Below are 16,101 nucleotides of genomic sequence, written 5' to 3'. Positions count from 1 at the left end.
GCTGGGCGAGGATTAATCGGAATGCTGGGCGACAATTAATCGGAACAGGTGGGCGGCATCATCCTGGAATAGGTGGGCGGCTTGCTCCGGAATCAGCAGTATGGCGACCTGACGAAGGAATCGGAGCCGCGGGCCCAGGAATTTAAGAAGACGGTGCAGGCCTTCATAGAGCACGGCCCCGGCATGCCCGAGCAGCGACGCCAGGCCTTGCTAAGGCATATGAAGGGCAGGGACCGCCAGTACAGGGACTTCCTGATGAGCCCGAACTGAGTTTCCGCCGGGTGTGAATAGCCCAGCTGGCGCGAACCGCCATCGCCGCAAGCCTAAAGGGCAGTAGGCCGACGAGCACGGAAGTGCTGTTGTGACGACCTTTAGGCCTTAGAGGTAAACTTGGGGCTAGCGCTCAATTCGCCAAAAACTACTGCACCATCGGCTTTTTATCGAGGGCTTTCTGGCTTGAGGGCCGAGCCGCTTCGAGGTGCTCTCCGAACAGCACATCCATCTGGTTTTCGAGCGCTGCAAGTTCGGCTTTATTGACGCTGATGCTATCCGGGTCATTGAGTCCGATCGAAAGCCCGCGGTTGACGGCAATCTTTCGGCGCAGTTCGTCGCATTCGCTGCACATGGCGCGCTCCGTGAGAGGCGGAAGCTCGCGCTGCTCCCAGTCATCGGCGGATGCCTCGAAAGGGGCGATGATGGATGACCTTACCAGCTATGCGCGGCAGACGGCATGGAATCTTGAGCTGCGGACCGGAAAGCTCTCATTCATCGTTGTGACTTAATTTGATTCTTCCTGAGCCCGGCCTTGGGGTGCACGGTCCCGCGGGGGCTTTGGGGGCAAAAAGCTGCGAGACCGTGCTAGGGCCCTCCGGGGGAGCGAGCCTACGTCGCGCCGGAATGGTGCTTCGCTATCACCGCGAAAAGACTCTCTTCGAGAAGCTCGATGTCTGCCTTAACGAGTGCGATGCTGCTCGGGTCCGTGAGATCAGCTAAGAGGCCTCGTGCGAGAGCTATCTCCCGGCGCAGAGTGTCGCACTTCCCGCACATTGCTGGCTCCACTTGAGGCGGGAGCGCGCGCTGCTCTCAGTCACCGATAACTGCCGGGGTCGGGCGATGATGAGGCTAACGGTCGCCGTTATTCACAGTTCCTCGTAATGCGCGATTTGAAGACCGGCGGTTGTCTCCGCGAGAATCGTCGCGCTGAGAGTTTCGCGCCAGCGCTATTTCGGCGGCTGGAGGCCCGGCGACGACACCCACTTGACGATCAGGGCGTCCAAGTCCGCTTGGCTTTCGGCGGGGCCGGGAGAAGGCACGCCTTCTTTAGGAGGCGCAGCGTAAGAAGGCAGGATTTCCTTAAACCGGCGTCTCGGCATGGCGTTGCTCCCGCGCGGTAATAAAGCATCATCGCATATCCGAACGATGAAATTCTGTTCACTAGTGCACGCAGCCGGCTCAAAAGCGCTTGAACGCTCCCGGGGATGCATTAGCTCGCCGCAGACTATCGAGTGCCCGTGACGTGACAGCGGCAGCCCCCGGCGCCATATCTTCAAAATTCATCAGGCTTATTCCATCTTCTCAGAACGTAGGTAGCTGTTCCTCACGCGCCTCGTACTGTGATCCGCATGACATCAGCACCGGATACGTCATGGAACGTCACACTAAGCTTCTGCAGTTTCGGGCACCGGAATCGCTCTCGGAAGCGATCGACGCCGCTGCGAAGCGCGAATTTCAAAGTAAATCTGAATACGTCCGCCGCTCCGTGATTGATCGGCTAAGGGCAGACGGCATTGAGCCGTCGCTCTTGGCGGTCGTGTGAGTGGAGAGCGACATGAACACTCATCAAGAGCCAATGCTCGAACCACCGAATGATCTCCCGGCATTTGTGGATTTGGAAAACGCAAACTTCTTTGCGGTGCAGCGGAGTGGTGACGATCGGGTTGATTTCGTCACGGGAGAGGCGCTTGCCAATCAGGCCCTTTCTTATGCCAAGCGGCATCAAAGTTTCGAACTCCTGTCGCTCTGTCTCTACTCGATAGTTACAGGCGGGCGGTGTGAATTTTTAGAAGCTGGATTTCTTCGACGGCTGGCGGCAGCCGCGCATGCCGGCAGCTTGAATTAAGGAGTAGTATCCAATGGGAAAGCAGGCTCCAAGCGCTCCGGACCCGGCACAGACCGCAGCCGCTCAAGGATCGTGGAACAGCTTCACGGCTCAGCAGCAGCAGGCCATGAACATGGTCGGGCAGAACACACCGTATGGTTCTTTGGCGTATAATCAGACTGGTTCTACGACCATGACTGATCCGAGCGGTAAGCAGATCACGGCCCCGCAATTTACCGCGACGCAAACACTCTCGCCTTCTCAGCAAGCCATTTTCGACAAGACGCAGGCGGCTCAAGGTAATCTCGCTGGGTTAGCTCAGGATCAGTCTGCTCGGCTCAGCTCCATGCTCGCAACGCCGTTCAAGTTCGATAATCAGGATGCGGCTGATTGGGCCTATGACCTAGCGTCGTCTCGCATCCTTCCGCAGCAAGAGCAGGCCCGCGCCGCTCTGGATCGTCAGTTGATCAACCGTGGCCTTCGTCCCGGTACGGCGGCTTATGCGGCTGAAATGAAGCGGATGGATCAGGCCAACAATGACCAGATGAACCAGCTTGCGCTCAACGGGAGAGGGCAGGCATTCCAAGAGGCGGCGTTTACTCGGGCAAATCCGATCAATGAGACGACCGCGCTACTATCCGGATCGCAGATCACGCAGCCGAACCAATCTTTTACCAGCACCCCACAGTCTCAGGTGGCAGGCGTCGATTACAGCGGGTTGGTGAACCAGAACTTCCAGAACGAGTCCCGGAACTATCAGGCTGGAATGGGTGGGATGTTTTCGTTAGGCGGCGCTCTACTTGGCGGTGCGGCACAATACGGACTGCCATTGTTGAAGGGGCGGCGGTGATGGCCGATTTTATTTGGGGTCCCGGCGGCGCACGTATGACGCCCGAGGAAATCGCTCAGCAGCGCAAGGTGGCTGCATCCTTGATGGCAAGCGGGATGGACTATTCCCCGATCGCTTCGCCATGGCAGGGCGCGTCGAGGGTTGCTCAGGCTTTGTTAGGCGGGATGGAAAGTGGTCAGGCTGATACAGCTTCGCGATCTAACGCTACGTACTCTCACGACCTTGTGGCCCGCGCACTCGGTAATATTGGGGGGCAGACCACAACGCCAGTTGTCACTCCTGCCGTCAGTGCTGTGCCTGCTGGATCATCTCCGGCTAATATGCCTGGTGCTGATGCCATTCGTGAGGGCCTAATCAAGCGCGGCGTCCCGGTTCCTGTTGCGGACGGGTTCATAATGAACTTCCGCGATGAAAGCGGCTTTAACCCTGGTCTTAACGAGGCAAAACCCCTTGCGCCGGGATCACGTGGCGGGTTTGGGCTGGCTCAGTGGACGGGGCCTCGCAGAGTAGAGCTAGAGCATTTCGCACAGGCAACGGGCCGTCCGGTTGGAGACGTAGATACTCAATTGGATTTCTTGCTCAAGGAATTGAATGGATCGGAGGCTGGGTCTGCCGCGTCGTTTATGTCAGCTAAGACACCGCAAGAAGCGGCAGTTGCCATCGCAAGAAACTTTCTTCGCCCGTCGCCTGAAAACCTGAACAGGCGGGTTGCGCAATATGCCGGTTCGTCTGATCCTGCGGCCCTTCCTGCAAATGCTCAGCCGACACAGGGCTACGCCATACCTGGGCAGGACGCGGCAGCGACGCGTCCCGCGATCCATCCCGCTATCCTCGAATTGGTATCGAGTCCGTACGTCTCTCCTGAGGATCGCAGGATCGGCGCATTGCTGTTTCAGAACCAGCTTGAAGCGCAGACAAAAACGAATGACCCGCTGTACCAGATGAAAATTCAGGACGAGCGAAACAAGTTGACGCCGCTATCTGCCCCGACTCTGGATGAGCAGGGAAATTTGGTACAGCGCGACGCGCTTGGGAAGGTAACTGTTCTTAAGCCGTCAGCGAATGCGCCAAGCGAAGTCGCCGCATATAACTTCTATGCTGATCAGGAAAGCAGAGCGGGCCGGCAGCCCATGCCGTTTGGCCAGTGGGATATATCACGCAAGAAAGCTGGCGCGACCTCCGTCCCGATACAGGTTGGGGCACAAGCCCCGGACGGCGAGTTGCGTAAGAAGCTGGATGAGGGGACGGCGAAAAACTGGACCGCGTGGCAGGAAGCGGGTCACGTCTCGGCTGGGCAGGTGCAAGATTTGCAGATGCTTGACGAGTTGATCAAGGTGGCCCCGCAAGGCCCGTTGACCGGTCGCCTCGCTGAGATGTTCCCTGGCGTCTCATCCGCCGGCGATGCTTTCAACGCTATCGTCAAGCGGGTTGCTCCGACTATGCGCGCGCCAGGTTCTGGATCCACGTCGGACATTGAATATGATGGCATGTTGCGGTCATTGCCGGCGCTTCGCAATAAGCCGGAAGCGAATGTCGCCATTTCTGAAATGATGAAGGCGAAGTCTGCGATAAATATCGAGCGCGCCGACATCATCAGTCAGTACAGCCAGAACCAGATCAGCCGTAACGATGCCGAGAAGCGTCTAAGCGAGTTGAATCGCCACAGTATCATGACGCCGGCGATGCGTCAGATGCTGACTGGCCTTGGTGGAAAGGGCGATGTCCCGCTTGTTGGCGACATTGTTGACGGGCATCGCTTCAAGGGCGGTGATCCGGCCAATCAAGCGTCATGGGAGAAGGTGCAGTAATGGCCGGCCCATGGGAGAGGTATCAATCGGAACCAGACAAAGCGGGTCCTTGGTCAAAATACGTCGAGCCTACGGTCACGCCGACGGCGAGTGGCGGTCAGGGTGAGCTCTCAGTCAATAATGTCGTTCGATCCGCCGCAACCGGTGTGCCTATCATTGGCGGCGCGCTGAACCAGATGAATGCTGCGACCAACGCGGCATTGGCTCCTCTTCTGAACCCGCTGTTCTCGGAGGAGAACCAACTTAAGGGTGCTACCTTTTCCGAAAGGCGCGCTGAGTCCTTGCGCCAGCAGCAAGGCATGGACCGGGATTTTTCTGCGAAGCATCCGGTTGTTGATACCGCTGCACAAATAGCGGGGGGAGTCGCGGGCGTCGCCCCTGCAATGATGGCTGCGCCAGCGGCATTCGGTGGTGGTGGTGGCTCTATGGCTGCCCGATCGATGGCTTCGATGCTATCGGGCGGCACCGTCGGTGGGGCAGACGCGGCAGTACGGAGTGGGGGTGATCTAAACTCAACAGGGATTGGTGGCCTAACTGGCGCTTTGGTCGGCGGGTTTTCTCCGGCTATTGCTTCCGGGGCCGGCAAAGTCTCAGCGACAATAGCCGACCGTGTTGGCGGTCTCAGCAAACCGACTGGCGCTCTTTCAGCTCTCCCCCGGCCAGCCGCCAACTATGCTTTGGAGACTGTAGGTGACCCGGCGCGACAGGCGGCATTACGCGCTGATCTTGACCGCCTCGGCCCGCAAGCCATGCTAGCTGACGTATCGCCCGAATGGATGGGTGTTGCACGAGGCGCGGCTTCTCAGCCGGGGATGCGGGACGAAATCGCAGTTCCATTATTGACGCGCGATGCGGCGAAGAACACGCGGTTACGCGCGGACATGGACATTGCGATAGGCGCGCCACCTGTCCCTTCTCAGGTCGAAGCTGGCATTGTTGCGGGACAGCGTGACCTTGGCCCGCAATACGGTGAGGTATTTCGGGGCGCGAGAGCAGTCGATACCGAGCCGCTGGCTCATGCAATCGAAGCCGACGCTATCAACATGCGTGGTCCTGCTCAGCGAGCGGCGCAACAGGTGCGCGGGATGCTCGATATTCACGGTGCACCTGGAAATCTCGATCCTAATCCAGGAACGCTATTCCAGACCCGGCAAGCTATTGACGGGATGCTAGCCGGCGAGACCAACCCGCAAGTCATCAGGACGCTTTCAGGATACCGGCAGCGAGTCGACGACATGCTGGGACAAGCCGTCCCCGGTATTAAGGATGTGGACGCTCAATTCGCTGAGTTGGCCCGCCAGCGCGATGCGCTAGGGAGAGGACAGCAGGTACTAGATAGCGAGAGAACCGCTCCACGGCCTCAAGAATTGGCGCAAGAGGTACAGCAGGGGGCGTTGCCGCAAGGACGGATGGTGGGGCCATCGGCTGCACCATTACGGATGCGTCAGGGAGCGCGGGCTGAGCTTGATCGCGTTGTCGGGACCAATGCAAACGATCCGGCTGCCTTGCAGCGCCTCGTTAAATCGGAGGGCGACTGGAATAGAGACAGACTCCGAACACTGTTTGGGCCACAAGCCGACGACGTTTTGAATGCAGTTGACCGTGAGACAGCATTCTACCGGACAAACAACCGGGTTACGTCAGGGTCTGATACGGCAATGGCTAGCAGGTTCGGTGACTTTTTAGACCATGCGTCTACGCCAAGCCAAATCCCGACAGACACGACCATTGCGGGGCTTATTCTTCGGGGTGCTCAGAAGGCGGGGCAGAAGGCGCTTGGATCAAATGCGGAGGAGAGGGCAGCGCGGTTTGCCAAGGACTTAGGACGGCTCGCAGTAGCTCAGGGATCGGCGCGTGATCAGATTGTTCAATCGTTGATGGATACCGCGCGCCGCCGTCAGTCACTCGACCCGATCAATAACGCCGCTCGGGAGGTGGCAAGACTTCTTCTCGCGTCATCTCCCCCCGTCGCCAACCAACGCCTGCTAGCGCGATGAACAATCCCGTCAAGGCTCCGATTCCAAAGCCCCAGCCGAAGTCCTGGTTGAATCCGGTCATCATGAACTTGAGACCCGCCATCACACCAATGAACAAAAACGCGGCCAGGAATTGCCAGGGCCAGTTCTTATCGAGGATTTGCATAAGCCTTGAGTATCCGTTCATGCGCGGATTGTCCGCAATCATGTGGCAGAGGTGAGGAATGGTAACATCCCGACACAGACTCTCCAAGTTGGAGCAGCGGATCAATGCTCCATACCTCGCGGGGAAATACATCGTTGTGCGAGGCGGAGCCACTGACGCCGAGGTGACCGACCTATTGAAGGCAAACAGCATCGAGCCAGACAATCCAGCCAACACGATAGTCCTTCTGCGCACCTTATGTGAAGCCGAGGCCAGCGAGAAACGCTCCACTGCCAAACCCCAAATTCTCTACGTGATGGACAAGAAGTGACATGAAAGAGAATGCGTCGCTGGGAGGAGTGAATTGATGCCCGGCGCTGATGATACAGCGGGAAAACAGCGGGGAAGGCCTTTCGGAAAGGGGCACTCCGGCAATCCCGCTGGGAGGCCGAAGGGATCGCGCAACGCAACGACGGTGACGCTCGAAATCCTGCTGGACGGTCAAGCCGAGGCGTTGACGAACAAGGCGGTGGAGTTGGCGTTGGCGGGTGATATGGCGGCGCTGCGCCTGTGTATGGACCGCATTCTTCCACCACGGAAGGATCGACCGGTAACATTCGATTTCCCTCAGATCAGGAGCGCCCAGGATGCAGCCACAACCCTCTCAGCAGTTTTAGAAGCCGTTGCTGCTGGTGAACTGACTCCTGCCGATGCCGGCGAGATATCAAAGATCATGGATAGTTACGTGAAGGCTTTCGAGGCCTCCGAGATTGTCGAGCGCCTAGAGCGCTTGGAAAGGATGACCGCGCAATGAGCGATCTAGGCAGGCGCCTACAGAAGCTTGAATCGAAAAGGACTTTCCGGGGGAGATCGGGTCTGTCGTCGGAGCAACGTAAGTGCCTTACTGACCGCGCGGTATTCCATGGTGACCAGGAGGCAATGCGTATGCTTTCGATCTACCGTCCGACCATTATTCCCAGTAGCAGCGAACAACGAGCGGCAGCGCTTGCTGCGGGGCTAAGGGCAGATATCTGATCTAACGTCAGGCCAAAGGCGCCTGAATATACAGATGCGCAACAGGAAATCCGGCTTGCAGTGGGTAATAGGCGTGAGACCCGCCTTAACTTAACATTCACCCGATTCTGAGAATCTAAACTTAACCCGAGAGGGCCAGTATTCGTGCGTACAAGACCCGCTGCCGGTTGATCCTGGTGGCGGGTTTTTTTTGCGATGAGCGCTTCAACGCACCGACACTCATCGCCTTCATTTGAAGCATGATTTCTACCGCGTTGTGAAAGATGGGTATTCGTTCCCGCTTTCGACTTGTTCCGTTCCTGAAGAACAAATCAGGCCTTTAGAATCACGCCGGATAGTTTCTTAATAACATCCTATCCTGTCGGCATCTGTTCGAAGCGGGAAGCATCAAACCGTTTGTTTCGACGCCAGCCCATGCGCCGGGTCACGTCCTTGGAGCCGTCGAGGAATTGCGGGGTGGTCAATGCGAAAGACAGTAGTCTCATGACCCTCCTCGCGTGCGATGAAGTTGGTGTTCGAGTTCGGCGACAGCCATAATCGTCTGCTTGAGCTCGGCGGGGGCATCGTCATAGTTGCGACGAGACAGTCTTGAAATGATGCCTATCTGCACAAGAACCCAATTATCGGGATCGGTGTTGAGCTTGTTCCCGTCGAGACATTTCAACATGTGACCCTTTGGGACTGGTCCGTTCTTTAATTCCCATAGCCATACATGCTTCCGTGCGAAGTTGGAGCCGCGATAGCTCGGATACTTAGACCGGTCTATTCGCTCGTGTATGTATCCGCTGTAGATTCTCTGCGTCCCAACAGGGCAACGTGGGGCACAACCCCACTTTTTACGGCGACACAAATCCTTTATGTTGAATACCGACATGTCACTTCGATTGAATTTGGTGACAAAAAGGGAATGAAGCTTTCGGCGTGACATATTGCTATGCCGCTCCAAGAATTTCATCTCTTCTTCGCTGTAAACTTTCTTTTCGTACGGCCGCTTCATTTTTCCGCCACTAACTTAAGCGCCGTGTCGGCCGCCGGCTTCTCCATCATTGACAGATACGGGCGAGGATCGGCGCCGTCGTGATCCGACACGAGTTTCGCCGCCTGTAACTGCACCGCTGCGGTGCGTAGGATTTGATCCGCCACGCCAACCATCGCTTCGGCGCGCTTATGCTCTTGATCGATTTTCTCGGGAGTATTGTCCTCATCTGCAAGGCGCTCAATCTGCGCGAAAAGATGGTCATTGAGGTCAGAGAGTCTGTTCTTGGTCATGCTGTTTCTCCGATGCGGAGAATGCATCAAGTGATACGGCATGGCTTCCCGATAGACCGATGCGATCGGAACTCTCTCAATCCTCGATATACCTCCACAGAATGCGTTTGGGCGCTTACGCGCCCAGCCGCCTAGCAAGCTCGCATTCGCTAAACCGAGGCCCAATGAGGGCTCTGGTTGTCGCTCTTCCTTTGGCCAAGGGGATTTCAGGAGTTATGCAAATCCAAGTCTGACAGCGGTCATCCGCGCAGAAACAGAGCGAAGGAGTTCCGCAATGTTTTCGCAGTCTTCCGCGATTCTATCGAAATCAGACGTCAGTCGTTCCACGGTATCAGCCGGCAATCCGGCACCAGAACCATCAATGGCGACGTTATTAATGCCATTCTTTAATTGAGAAGGTGATTTTCTAAGAAGCTGCAAGGCCATCGCAATATAGACTCGGTTCTCATTGTACCGATTGATGACCGCCTTACAGTTGATCCGTTCAGCTTTGAACGTGAGCTTCTTACTGGGAAATGGTAATACCTTTGCAGCCTGTGGCATGATTTAGCCCCCTAGGTTCAGCAGGTCTTGGACCAAGCCGTAAGCAAGCCGCTCGTCCGTCGTCTTGCCATCCATGAAGTCAAACTCTTCGTTGCACCATTGCAGCGCGCGAGCTTTGAGCTTCAATCCCTCAAGCGTTGTCATCTTCATATCGGCGATGCGCCTTGCCAGATCGGAGACCGGCCTGAACATCCTCTCGTAGTCCTCGTTCGTAGAGCCGGTCGGGACGTTGCGATAAAATTCATCCGAGGCAGCCCACGCCGCTTCGAACGCTTCAGACAATGTCTGAATCGTGTCGTCCGATTGCGCAACCGCCATCGCAGGCAGAACAGCAGTAGCAATCGCGCCTGACAGAACGCCTCGTCTTGTTACGTTGGGAATGATCTCAGTCTGAGACATGGGTGATAGCCTCCGATGCTAGTGCTGGTTGGAAAGAAGGATGATCTCTGCGCGAGCGGCGCTGACTGTCCGGGAAACTTCCGGCCAACTTTCGCTATACGAAGCCAGTTCAATGGTGCGGGTCAGAACGGCGATACGGGCCGCCTTTACGTCGGCCGGGATGGCGGCAACACGCGCGGCTTCGCGAGCCTCAGCCCACGCTGTCCGGAGCGCCCATCCGAAACACTTCCAGCCGATGATGGAAAACTTGATTGCCGGATACTTGTAGGTCTCTCGAAAGAGGGCCCACGCACGTGCCATGATGGCCTTGCGATTGAATTTGGGCATAGCTCCGCCGTTCACCGTGATGGTGCCTTTCGTGGTCATGGGATTGTCTCGCCGATTTCTCTATGATACAAAATGGATCATACACATGATCCAAAAAGGATCAAGAGGAATTATCGGTGATTTTGATTGAGCAGATACGAGCCGCCCGCGGTCTGTTGGGATGGTCACAGACAGATCTAGCAGGCAAGGCTGGGCTATCACTTCCGACCATCAAACGAATGGAACGGGAGGCCGGCGGGCTCGCTGTGTCAGAGGACGCCAAGGAGAGGGTGCGCGCCGCCCTCGAAAAGGCCGGCGTCGAGTTCATCGCGGAAAATGGTGGTGGGGCGGGTGTGAGGATGAGGAAGAGAGGGAAAAAATGAGGTCGGCCAATGACACTTGCGGGTGCGCGGTCGCGGAGCGAGGAGGCAAAAGAACTCGCGGGGGCATTATGGTTAACAGGCTGCTAACGGATTCGGGTCAAGTTGGAACTAGTAGATCCACAGGAGGCTTGTCCCTCTGCGAATCGGTAATTTGACCGCCGAATCAGTGCGTGTTACGCGAACAACAATTCTGCTTACATTGGAGCAAGCCATGAATGGCCGCGAGGGAGCACTGCGAGAAGCGGGTGTAGCCATTGGTGTGTCGTCAGTAGCTCTTGATTCATCTTTGTCCGTTGAAATTGCAGGGTTTTCGGGTGGGTTTTCCGGATACGGTGAATTTACCCCGATAACCGTTCGCTCATATACTGTGCAGGACGATGCCCACCTGGAACGAGATCAACGTCGAGATTGATGGCATCGGCCAGCCGAACGCTGCGGATCAAGTCAGGCAGAAATACCTTCGGGCTTTAGAAGACCGCGTCCATCGCGCGGTCATCGCTTACTATTCAGGCTTCCTTCAATCGAAGGCACCGAACGGCCTGCCTCATCCTGAAACAGCGATCACCGACTTAGACATGAACGGCTTGATGGCCGTAGTGCATGGTGTCGATCGAAACCGTGGACTAGATCTTGTTCTTCATACTCCTGGTGGAGGTATCGAAGCGGCAAGGGCCCTAGTCGAATACTTGTACAAGATGTTCGGAAAGAACATCCGAGTGATCGTGCCGCACATGGCGATGTCCGCAGGCACAATGATCGCTTGCGCCAGCCGTGAAATCTTACTCGGGAAGCATTCTTGCCTTGGGCCCACCGATCCTCAGGTGCGAGGCCATCCCGCCATGGGTGTGTTGGCCGAAGTCGATCGCGCGATCAAAGAAATGAAAGCCGAGCCTCTTAAACAGATCGTCTGGCAGCAGGTATTTAGCAAATATCCGCCGGCATTCATTGCGGATTGCGAGCGGTCGGTGGAAGGGACCCGCCGCATGGTTGCGGAATGGCTTGAGACAAACATGTTTGCATCAGAGGCAGAACGGCAGAGAAGGCCAAAAGCGTCACTGAATGTTTGATGGACTACGAGGGCACCACTGAACACTCGCACCATTTCCTACTCGACAAGTGCCGAGAGATAGGCCTCAACGTTACGGCGATTGAGGATGATCAATCTCTCCAGGAGGACATATTGAGTGTGCATCACGCGTTTGTGGCCACATTCGCGCGCACGAGCGCAATTAAAGTCATTCAGAATGCGACGGGCGCGAATTGGACCGTTGGCGCCTAAGCGAAAACAACCTGTCCTGGTTTTATCGAGGCAATATCTTGCATCTCCATCGCCGTTTTCGATGCTGAATTGTGAACTTTCAAATACGCATTTGGCCACAGCAAAGCGGCGATACCTTGTAATTCCAGAGCCGTATATCGACTGCCGTCGACTTCCAAGCTTCCACCGAGGGCCGCGATCCCCTGTAGCTCGATAGCCGTCTTGCTGTTGATCACGTCATCTCGTTCCCTAAAATGGATGTGGAGATAATGCGAGAATATAGCACAGGGACTTTAGGTCGCTCAGGGTCCAGGTTTTATTTTTTGAGATCCTGAAGCACCCTCCCGGGCGAAGCTCCTAGTTGTCATCCATTTAAGCGTCGTGCTTTCACCCGTAGCAGTGTCAGTTGCCTCGATCTCAACAGTACCGCCGCTGCGGCTAATGCTATCCACATCGTAGGTTTTTGAGCCTTCGCTACTGTCGTAAACCTCAATTGTTTCGCCGGAGCGTACCAGTTGGCCGCGATCGATTTCGACGCTTGAGCCAGTGTTGGTGTTAGTGCCGTCCCAAGCAATCGCAAGGCTGCATGTAGCCAATAGTGCAAAGGCGGCAATAAGTGCTTTCGGCATGATTTGACTGAGCTTTCGTATGCGGAAGGCTGAAATGCCCGCTTGTTTCATTTCGCGTGGTTCCTCGGGGGTTCCTTGGCGAAAGCAGCAGCGCGGCCGGCAACCGCGCCTCACAAATTTAGCTAGCATTTTCAATTATATGGCTGGTGCCGCTTGCGTGACTCGAACACGCGACCCCATCATTACGAATGATGTGCTCTACCAACTGAGCTAAAGCGGCTATCCTTCATACATGCCGTGCATGCGGCCCCCAGGCCACAGCCCGAGGCGCGGGACCTCTGATATCGGGCACCATCCCCCTTGGCAAGAACCCGGCCGCTGCGCCGCCGGTAAAAATCGCCGCCCGGCCGCATTCAGCTACCCCGGCGTGACAGGAGCCCCCGCAGCCCTCCGGCCTGTCGCGCAGCTGCGGGATCGTCTTCAACAAACCCATCGTTTTGGGAACTGTCATCGACCCCCGGATCGTCCGGAGCGCGAACGATCGGGATCACGTCGGGAACAGCGCCGGCCTTGTCTTCCTCGGATTGCGTGTGATGGGTCAGTGATGTCGCAGTCTCGTCCGGCATAGCAATAATTCCAGACGATGCAGCTTCGACATCAACCGGTGGTATTGCGACGTCCTGAGCTTTGGAGTCCTCGGCGGCGGGCAAGGCTTCGACGCGGGGCGTATCTGCCACGATCTGGTCCGAAACTTCCGCCTCGACCAAGGGAGGCCTGCTCGAAGGCAGCGCCGCCAAAGGAGTCTGCCACTGAAACGCGTCAACCCGCCCGGTTACCGGCGAAACCGGACGCCAGTGGTCAGACACGTACCCGTCTGCGGTCCAGACCGGATCGTGCAGGGCGCGTACGGCTCGCAACGTCCAGGCGCGGGCGCGCCCGCTATCGCCATGCTCTCTATGCTCAATTTCGGCCATCAACATCGCAACGCGTTGCGTCGGCGCTGCGATCAGCGGCTCCAGAGCATCGCGAGCCCGAGCGAACTCGCTGGCATCGAGCGCCGCACGCGCGATCGCCAGCGCGCTTTCCGGATGACCAGGCGCTTTTTCCGATAGTTTCTCCACCCGCGCCAACCGCAGCAGCGCGGAATCTCCCGGCATCACATGGGCATAGGCATCGGCGAGATCGGGATGCGGCTGTGCCAGCCACGCGATTTCGATGATCCGCATCGCGCGCCGCATCTGGTTCGCTTCGCTCAGATACTTGCTTGCGAGCACCACGGCCGGCACCAGCGTCGGCGCGAACTTCACCGCCTCCATCACATTCTGGCGCGACAAATCGCGATCGGACTTTTCGAACTCCAACGCCCTCGCCGTGAGCAGCACACCACGCTGACGGCGATACAGCGCCTTGTCGATACGACCTGACGCGACGTTTCTGTCGAGGATGGCGAGCGCACCAGCCCAGTCGCCCCTGGCGCAACGAAAGCCGAGCGCGGCTTGTGAAGCCCATATCGAAGATGGCGAAGTTTTAAGCGCTTCTTCCGCGATCGCCACTGCCGCCGCCGGATCGCCGGCACGCTGAGCTTCGATGAAAAGCCCTCGCAAGCCCAATAGCCGCGTATCCGCGCGCTCGGCCATGGTGCGAAAGGCGCGCTGCGCGCGATCCGCGTTGCCGTCAAGTTGCGCGGCCTGGGCATGCAAGAGCAACGCCAAGGGGTCCTGCGACACTAGACGCCGGGCAACCTTGGCATGATTGCGTGCGGCGGCGGCATCGCCATAACCGATCGCGAGCAATCCACGCGTAATGGCGTCCCTGCCGCGCGCAGTCCGGCGCTCCCGGCGCACGCGGCGGAGACGTGTTGGCGCGTACCACAATCCTCGCACCGCGCTCCAGACCAAGAGCGAGGCAACGACCAGCAGGCCCAGCCCGAGTGCGAACACCGGTAGCGTCGTTTCGATCCGCCAGACGTCCCACGACATCACGATCGTGCCGGTCTGATCAGCAATCCAGGTGGCGCCCAATGCAGAGAGGGCAATAAGAACGAGAAACAGGATGATACGAAACATCTGGAACCTATGGCGCCGGTTTGGCCAATGCCGCCATCGCATCGGAAGCGAATTGACGCGCGGTGGCAAGAGCAGCATCGCGGGCGTCGACCTTGGCGATCCAGGGCTCGGCGGCGGTACGATCGGTCGGCGGAAGTGTATTCAATTCTTTTCTCGCAGAGGCGACATCGTTTTGTCGGGCGGCCGCCTTGATTCGTGCGACGACGGCGCTGGCGGATTCTCCGGCCGGCGGCGCATCCACACGCTCAATGTGCACCAGACGCACGGCGCTTTCTTGCAACCGGTTCACGATATCGTTGGCGGAGATTTTGACCGGCGACGGCTCGAGTTTCGGAACGATCGCAAGAAGTTCGCGACACAGCACATTCGCGCTCGGCACTCCGGAATCTGCGAACGTCTCCAGCGGTTTGAACGTATCCGGATCGGAGATCAGCGTCTTGGATGCCGCAAGCAAATCGCCATAAGGCTGGCCTTGGCGCACCGCGACATTCAGGAGCGTCGCGGCAACGGCCTGACGAAGCGGTCCGTCACTGATCGGAGCCGTGTCATGCTTGGTCGTCTCCGCGCCGCGCTTGGCGATCTCCGCGGTAAGGGCTTGCGTCGTCTGCTCGACCTGTTGCTCGGTCTGCGCGAGTCGCGCACTGATAGCCGCAAGATCAGATGGAGCAAGATCAGATGACCCATCGGCATCGTGCTGCGGCACGGGCGATCCGTCCTTCAGCGCGGCCGCCAGTTTGTCGGATTGGCCGCGAACCGTTGCCAGCTCCCCGCGCAACGTTGTCAATTCCTCGCGCAAGGATGCGACCGATTTGTCCAAGTTGTCGATGCGCGTCGCCGCGGCCTGATCGAGCGACGAAGCGGCCGGCTTGCTCGCCGTCGATTCGACCCGAGCCACCCGATTCGCGAGAGCGCCGAATTCCGCCGAACTCACTTGCGACGCAGAGGATGAGGCGGAGGATGACGGTGGCCAGTCCGCCAGCCACGCACCGCCTACCACAAGCCCGGCGGCGACAGCGCCTGTAAAGGCGGCGATCAGTGCCGACGACGCCCGGGACGGAGAACGCGGAGAAACCGGCTGCTCGCCGAGAGGCTGATGATCAGCCGCTTCACCCGAAGCGGAACCGGCATCGTCCGAGGTCCCGGAAATACGGTTGGCCTCAAGGTCTTCGGTCGACGACTGATCCTGCCAGCCTCGATCCTGATGAGTGTCATCTTGCGTGTCATTTGCGACCGAGATGGACGGCCAGCGCCCGGCCTGTTGATCGCCTGCTTCACCCGCGTCCGTTGGGGCGGCATGCTCTGCCGTCTCGGCGATTTCAGTGGTTTCATCGCCTGCGGAAAGCGGGCGTGAATTTCCCTCCTGGGAGGCGTCGTTATGCTTGTCATCTGCCATCGT

At 57.8% G+C, this 16,101-nt stretch carries 22 protein-coding genes and 1 tRNA gene; 10 read left to right on the top strand and 13 right to left on the bottom strand.

Annotated elements, in window-relative coordinates:
* Nucleotides 1-81: 81 nt before the first annotated feature.
* Nucleotides 82-270: a hypothetical protein gene (locus B2M20_RS03010; RefSeq protein WP_139372822.1), complete on the top strand. Its 189-nt coding sequence runs from the start codon at nt 82-84 to the stop codon at nt 268-270.
* Between the two features lie 148 nt (nt 271-418).
* On the opposite strand, the gene B2M20_RS03005 is transcribed toward B2M20_RS03010, so the two are convergent.
* Both B2M20_RS03005 and B2M20_RS19390 read right to left on the bottom strand, forming a co-directional pair.
* Nucleotides 419-625, bottom strand: coding sequence for a hypothetical protein (locus B2M20_RS03005; RefSeq protein ID WP_079445613.1), 207 nt, complete (start codon nt 623-625; stop codon nt 419-421).
* 595 nt (nt 626-1,220) lie between these two features.
* Nucleotides 1,221-1,373: a hypothetical protein gene (locus B2M20_RS19390; RefSeq protein ID WP_158081489.1), complete on the bottom strand. Its 153-nt coding sequence runs from the start codon at nt 1,371-1,373 to the stop codon at nt 1,221-1,223.
* A gap of 272 nt (nt 1,374-1,645) precedes the next feature.
* On the opposite strand from B2M20_RS19390, the gene B2M20_RS19730 reads away from it, so the two are divergent.
* The 7 genes from B2M20_RS19730 to B2M20_RS02970 all read left to right on the top strand — a co-directional run bounded on the left by B2M20_RS19730 (nt 1,646) and on the right by B2M20_RS02970 (nt 7,691).
* Nucleotides 1,646-1,816 (top strand): ribbon-helix-helix protein, CopG family, encoded by a 171-nt coding sequence (locus tag B2M20_RS19730; RefSeq protein ID WP_173815900.1) that lies wholly within the window; start codon nt 1,646-1,648, stop codon nt 1,814-1,816.
* A 12-nt stretch (nt 1,817-1,828) separates the two neighbouring features.
* The gene (locus B2M20_RS03000) at nt 1,829-2,119 is read left to right on the top strand and encodes a hypothetical protein (RefSeq protein ID WP_139372821.1); all 291 of its coding nucleotides are present in this window, start codon (nt 1,829-1,831) and stop codon (nt 2,117-2,119) included.
* A gap of 172 nt (nt 2,120-2,291) precedes the next feature.
* Nucleotides 2,292-2,948 carry a hypothetical protein gene (locus tag B2M20_RS02995; protein ID WP_210189117.1) on the top strand — a complete coding sequence of 219 codons (657 nt, stop codon included), beginning with the start codon at nt 2,292-2,294 and terminating at the stop codon, nt 2,946-2,948.
* 164 nt (nt 2,949-3,112) lie between these two features.
* Entirely contained in the window at nt 3,113-4,756 is a 1,644-nt protein-coding gene (locus B2M20_RS02990; protein WP_139372820.1) for a phage tail tip lysozyme, read from the top strand.
* The gene (locus tag B2M20_RS02985) at nt 4,756-6,753 is read left to right on the top strand and encodes a hypothetical protein (RefSeq protein WP_079445609.1); all 1,998 of its coding nucleotides are present in this window, start codon (nt 4,756-4,758) and stop codon (nt 6,751-6,753) included. Before B2M20_RS02990 ends, B2M20_RS02985 begins: the two co-directional genes overlap by 1 nt.
* A gap of 203 nt (nt 6,754-6,956) precedes the next feature.
* Nucleotides 6,957-7,208: a hypothetical protein gene (locus tag B2M20_RS02975; protein ID WP_079445607.1), complete on the top strand. Its 252-nt coding sequence runs from the start codon at nt 6,957-6,959 to the stop codon at nt 7,206-7,208.
* A gap of 36 nt (nt 7,209-7,244) precedes the next feature.
* Nucleotides 7,245-7,691, top strand: coding sequence for a DUF5681 domain-containing protein (locus B2M20_RS02970; protein ID WP_079445606.1), 447 nt, complete (start codon nt 7,245-7,247; stop codon nt 7,689-7,691).
* Between the two features lie 574 nt (nt 7,692-8,265).
* Here B2M20_RS02970 and B2M20_RS20510 read toward each other — a convergent pair.
* The 6 genes from B2M20_RS20510 to B2M20_RS02945 form a co-directional block, all read right to left on the bottom strand.
* Complete coding sequence (locus B2M20_RS20510) at nt 8,266-8,397, bottom strand: hypothetical protein (RefSeq protein WP_274533931.1); 132 nt, start codon at nt 8,395-8,397, stop codon at nt 8,266-8,268.
* Nucleotides 8,394-8,786 (bottom strand): HNH endonuclease signature motif containing protein, encoded by a 393-nt coding sequence (locus tag B2M20_RS20505; RefSeq protein ID WP_274533932.1) that lies wholly within the window; start codon nt 8,784-8,786, stop codon nt 8,394-8,396. The genes B2M20_RS20510 and B2M20_RS20505 overlap by 4 nt, the downstream gene beginning before the upstream one ends.
* Nucleotides 8,787-8,905: 119 nt before the next feature.
* A complete protein-coding gene (locus tag B2M20_RS02960; RefSeq protein ID WP_079445626.1) occupies nt 8,906-9,181 on the bottom strand; it encodes a hypothetical protein in 276 nt (91 codons plus the stop codon).
* A 213-nt stretch (nt 9,182-9,394) separates the two neighbouring features.
* Nucleotides 9,395-9,724 (bottom strand): hypothetical protein, encoded by a 330-nt coding sequence (locus tag B2M20_RS02955; RefSeq protein WP_079445604.1) that lies wholly within the window; start codon nt 9,722-9,724, stop codon nt 9,395-9,397.
* 3 nt (nt 9,725-9,727) lie between these two features.
* The gene (locus B2M20_RS02950; RefSeq protein WP_139372819.1) at nt 9,728-10,123 is read right to left on the bottom strand and encodes a hypothetical protein; all 396 of its coding nucleotides are present in this window, start codon (nt 10,121-10,123) and stop codon (nt 9,728-9,730) included.
* Nucleotides 10,124-10,141: 18 nt separating this feature from the next.
* A complete protein-coding gene (locus B2M20_RS02945) occupies nt 10,142-10,489 on the bottom strand; it encodes a hypothetical protein (protein ID WP_079445602.1) in 348 nt (115 codons plus the stop codon).
* Between the two features lie 77 nt (nt 10,490-10,566).
* On the opposite strand from B2M20_RS02945, the gene B2M20_RS02940 reads away from it, so the two are divergent.
* On the top strand, nt 10,567-10,812 hold the full coding sequence (locus B2M20_RS02940) for a helix-turn-helix domain-containing protein (protein ID WP_079445601.1): 246 nt from the start codon (nt 10,567-10,569) through the stop codon (nt 10,810-10,812).
* A gap of 377 nt (nt 10,813-11,189) precedes the next feature.
* Entirely contained in the window at nt 11,190-11,879 is a 690-nt protein-coding gene (locus tag B2M20_RS02935; RefSeq protein ID WP_079445600.1) for an SDH family Clp fold serine proteinase, read from the top strand.
* 208 nt (nt 11,880-12,087) lie between these two features.
* On the opposite strand, the gene B2M20_RS02925 is transcribed toward B2M20_RS02935, so the two are convergent.
* The 5 genes from B2M20_RS02925 to B2M20_RS02905 all read right to left on the bottom strand — a co-directional run bounded on the left by B2M20_RS02925 (nt 12,088) and on the right by B2M20_RS02905 (nt 16,098).
* Nucleotides 12,088-12,306: a hypothetical protein gene (locus tag B2M20_RS02925; protein WP_079445598.1), complete on the bottom strand. Its 219-nt coding sequence runs from the start codon at nt 12,304-12,306 to the stop codon at nt 12,088-12,090.
* 66 nt (nt 12,307-12,372) lie between these two features.
* Nucleotides 12,373-12,750, bottom strand: coding sequence for a DUF5334 family protein (locus B2M20_RS02920; RefSeq protein ID WP_244553397.1), 378 nt, complete (start codon nt 12,748-12,750; stop codon nt 12,373-12,375).
* A gap of 93 nt (nt 12,751-12,843) precedes the next feature.
* Nucleotides 12,844-12,919: transfer RNA gene (locus B2M20_RS02915), tRNA-Thr, on the bottom strand.
* 133 nt (nt 12,920-13,052) lie between these two features.
* Nucleotides 13,053-14,705 carry a heme biosynthesis protein HemY gene (locus B2M20_RS02910; RefSeq protein ID WP_079445597.1) on the bottom strand — a complete coding sequence of 551 codons (1,653 nt, stop codon included), beginning with the start codon at nt 14,703-14,705 and terminating at the stop codon, nt 13,053-13,055.
* 7 nt (nt 14,706-14,712) lie between these two features.
* The gene (locus tag B2M20_RS02905; RefSeq protein WP_079445625.1) at nt 14,713-16,098 is read right to left on the bottom strand and encodes a COG4223 family protein; all 1,386 of its coding nucleotides are present in this window, start codon (nt 16,096-16,098) and stop codon (nt 14,713-14,715) included.
* Between the last annotated feature and the right edge of the window lie 3 nt (nt 16,099-16,101).

The sequence above is a fragment of the Nitrobacter vulgaris genome (assembly GCF_002028545.1).
GTDB lineage: Bacteria > Pseudomonadota > Alphaproteobacteria > Rhizobiales > Xanthobacteraceae > Nitrobacter > Nitrobacter vulgaris.
Note: the sequence above shows the minus strand (reverse complement) of the source record. Positions and strands in the feature narration are given on the sequence as shown.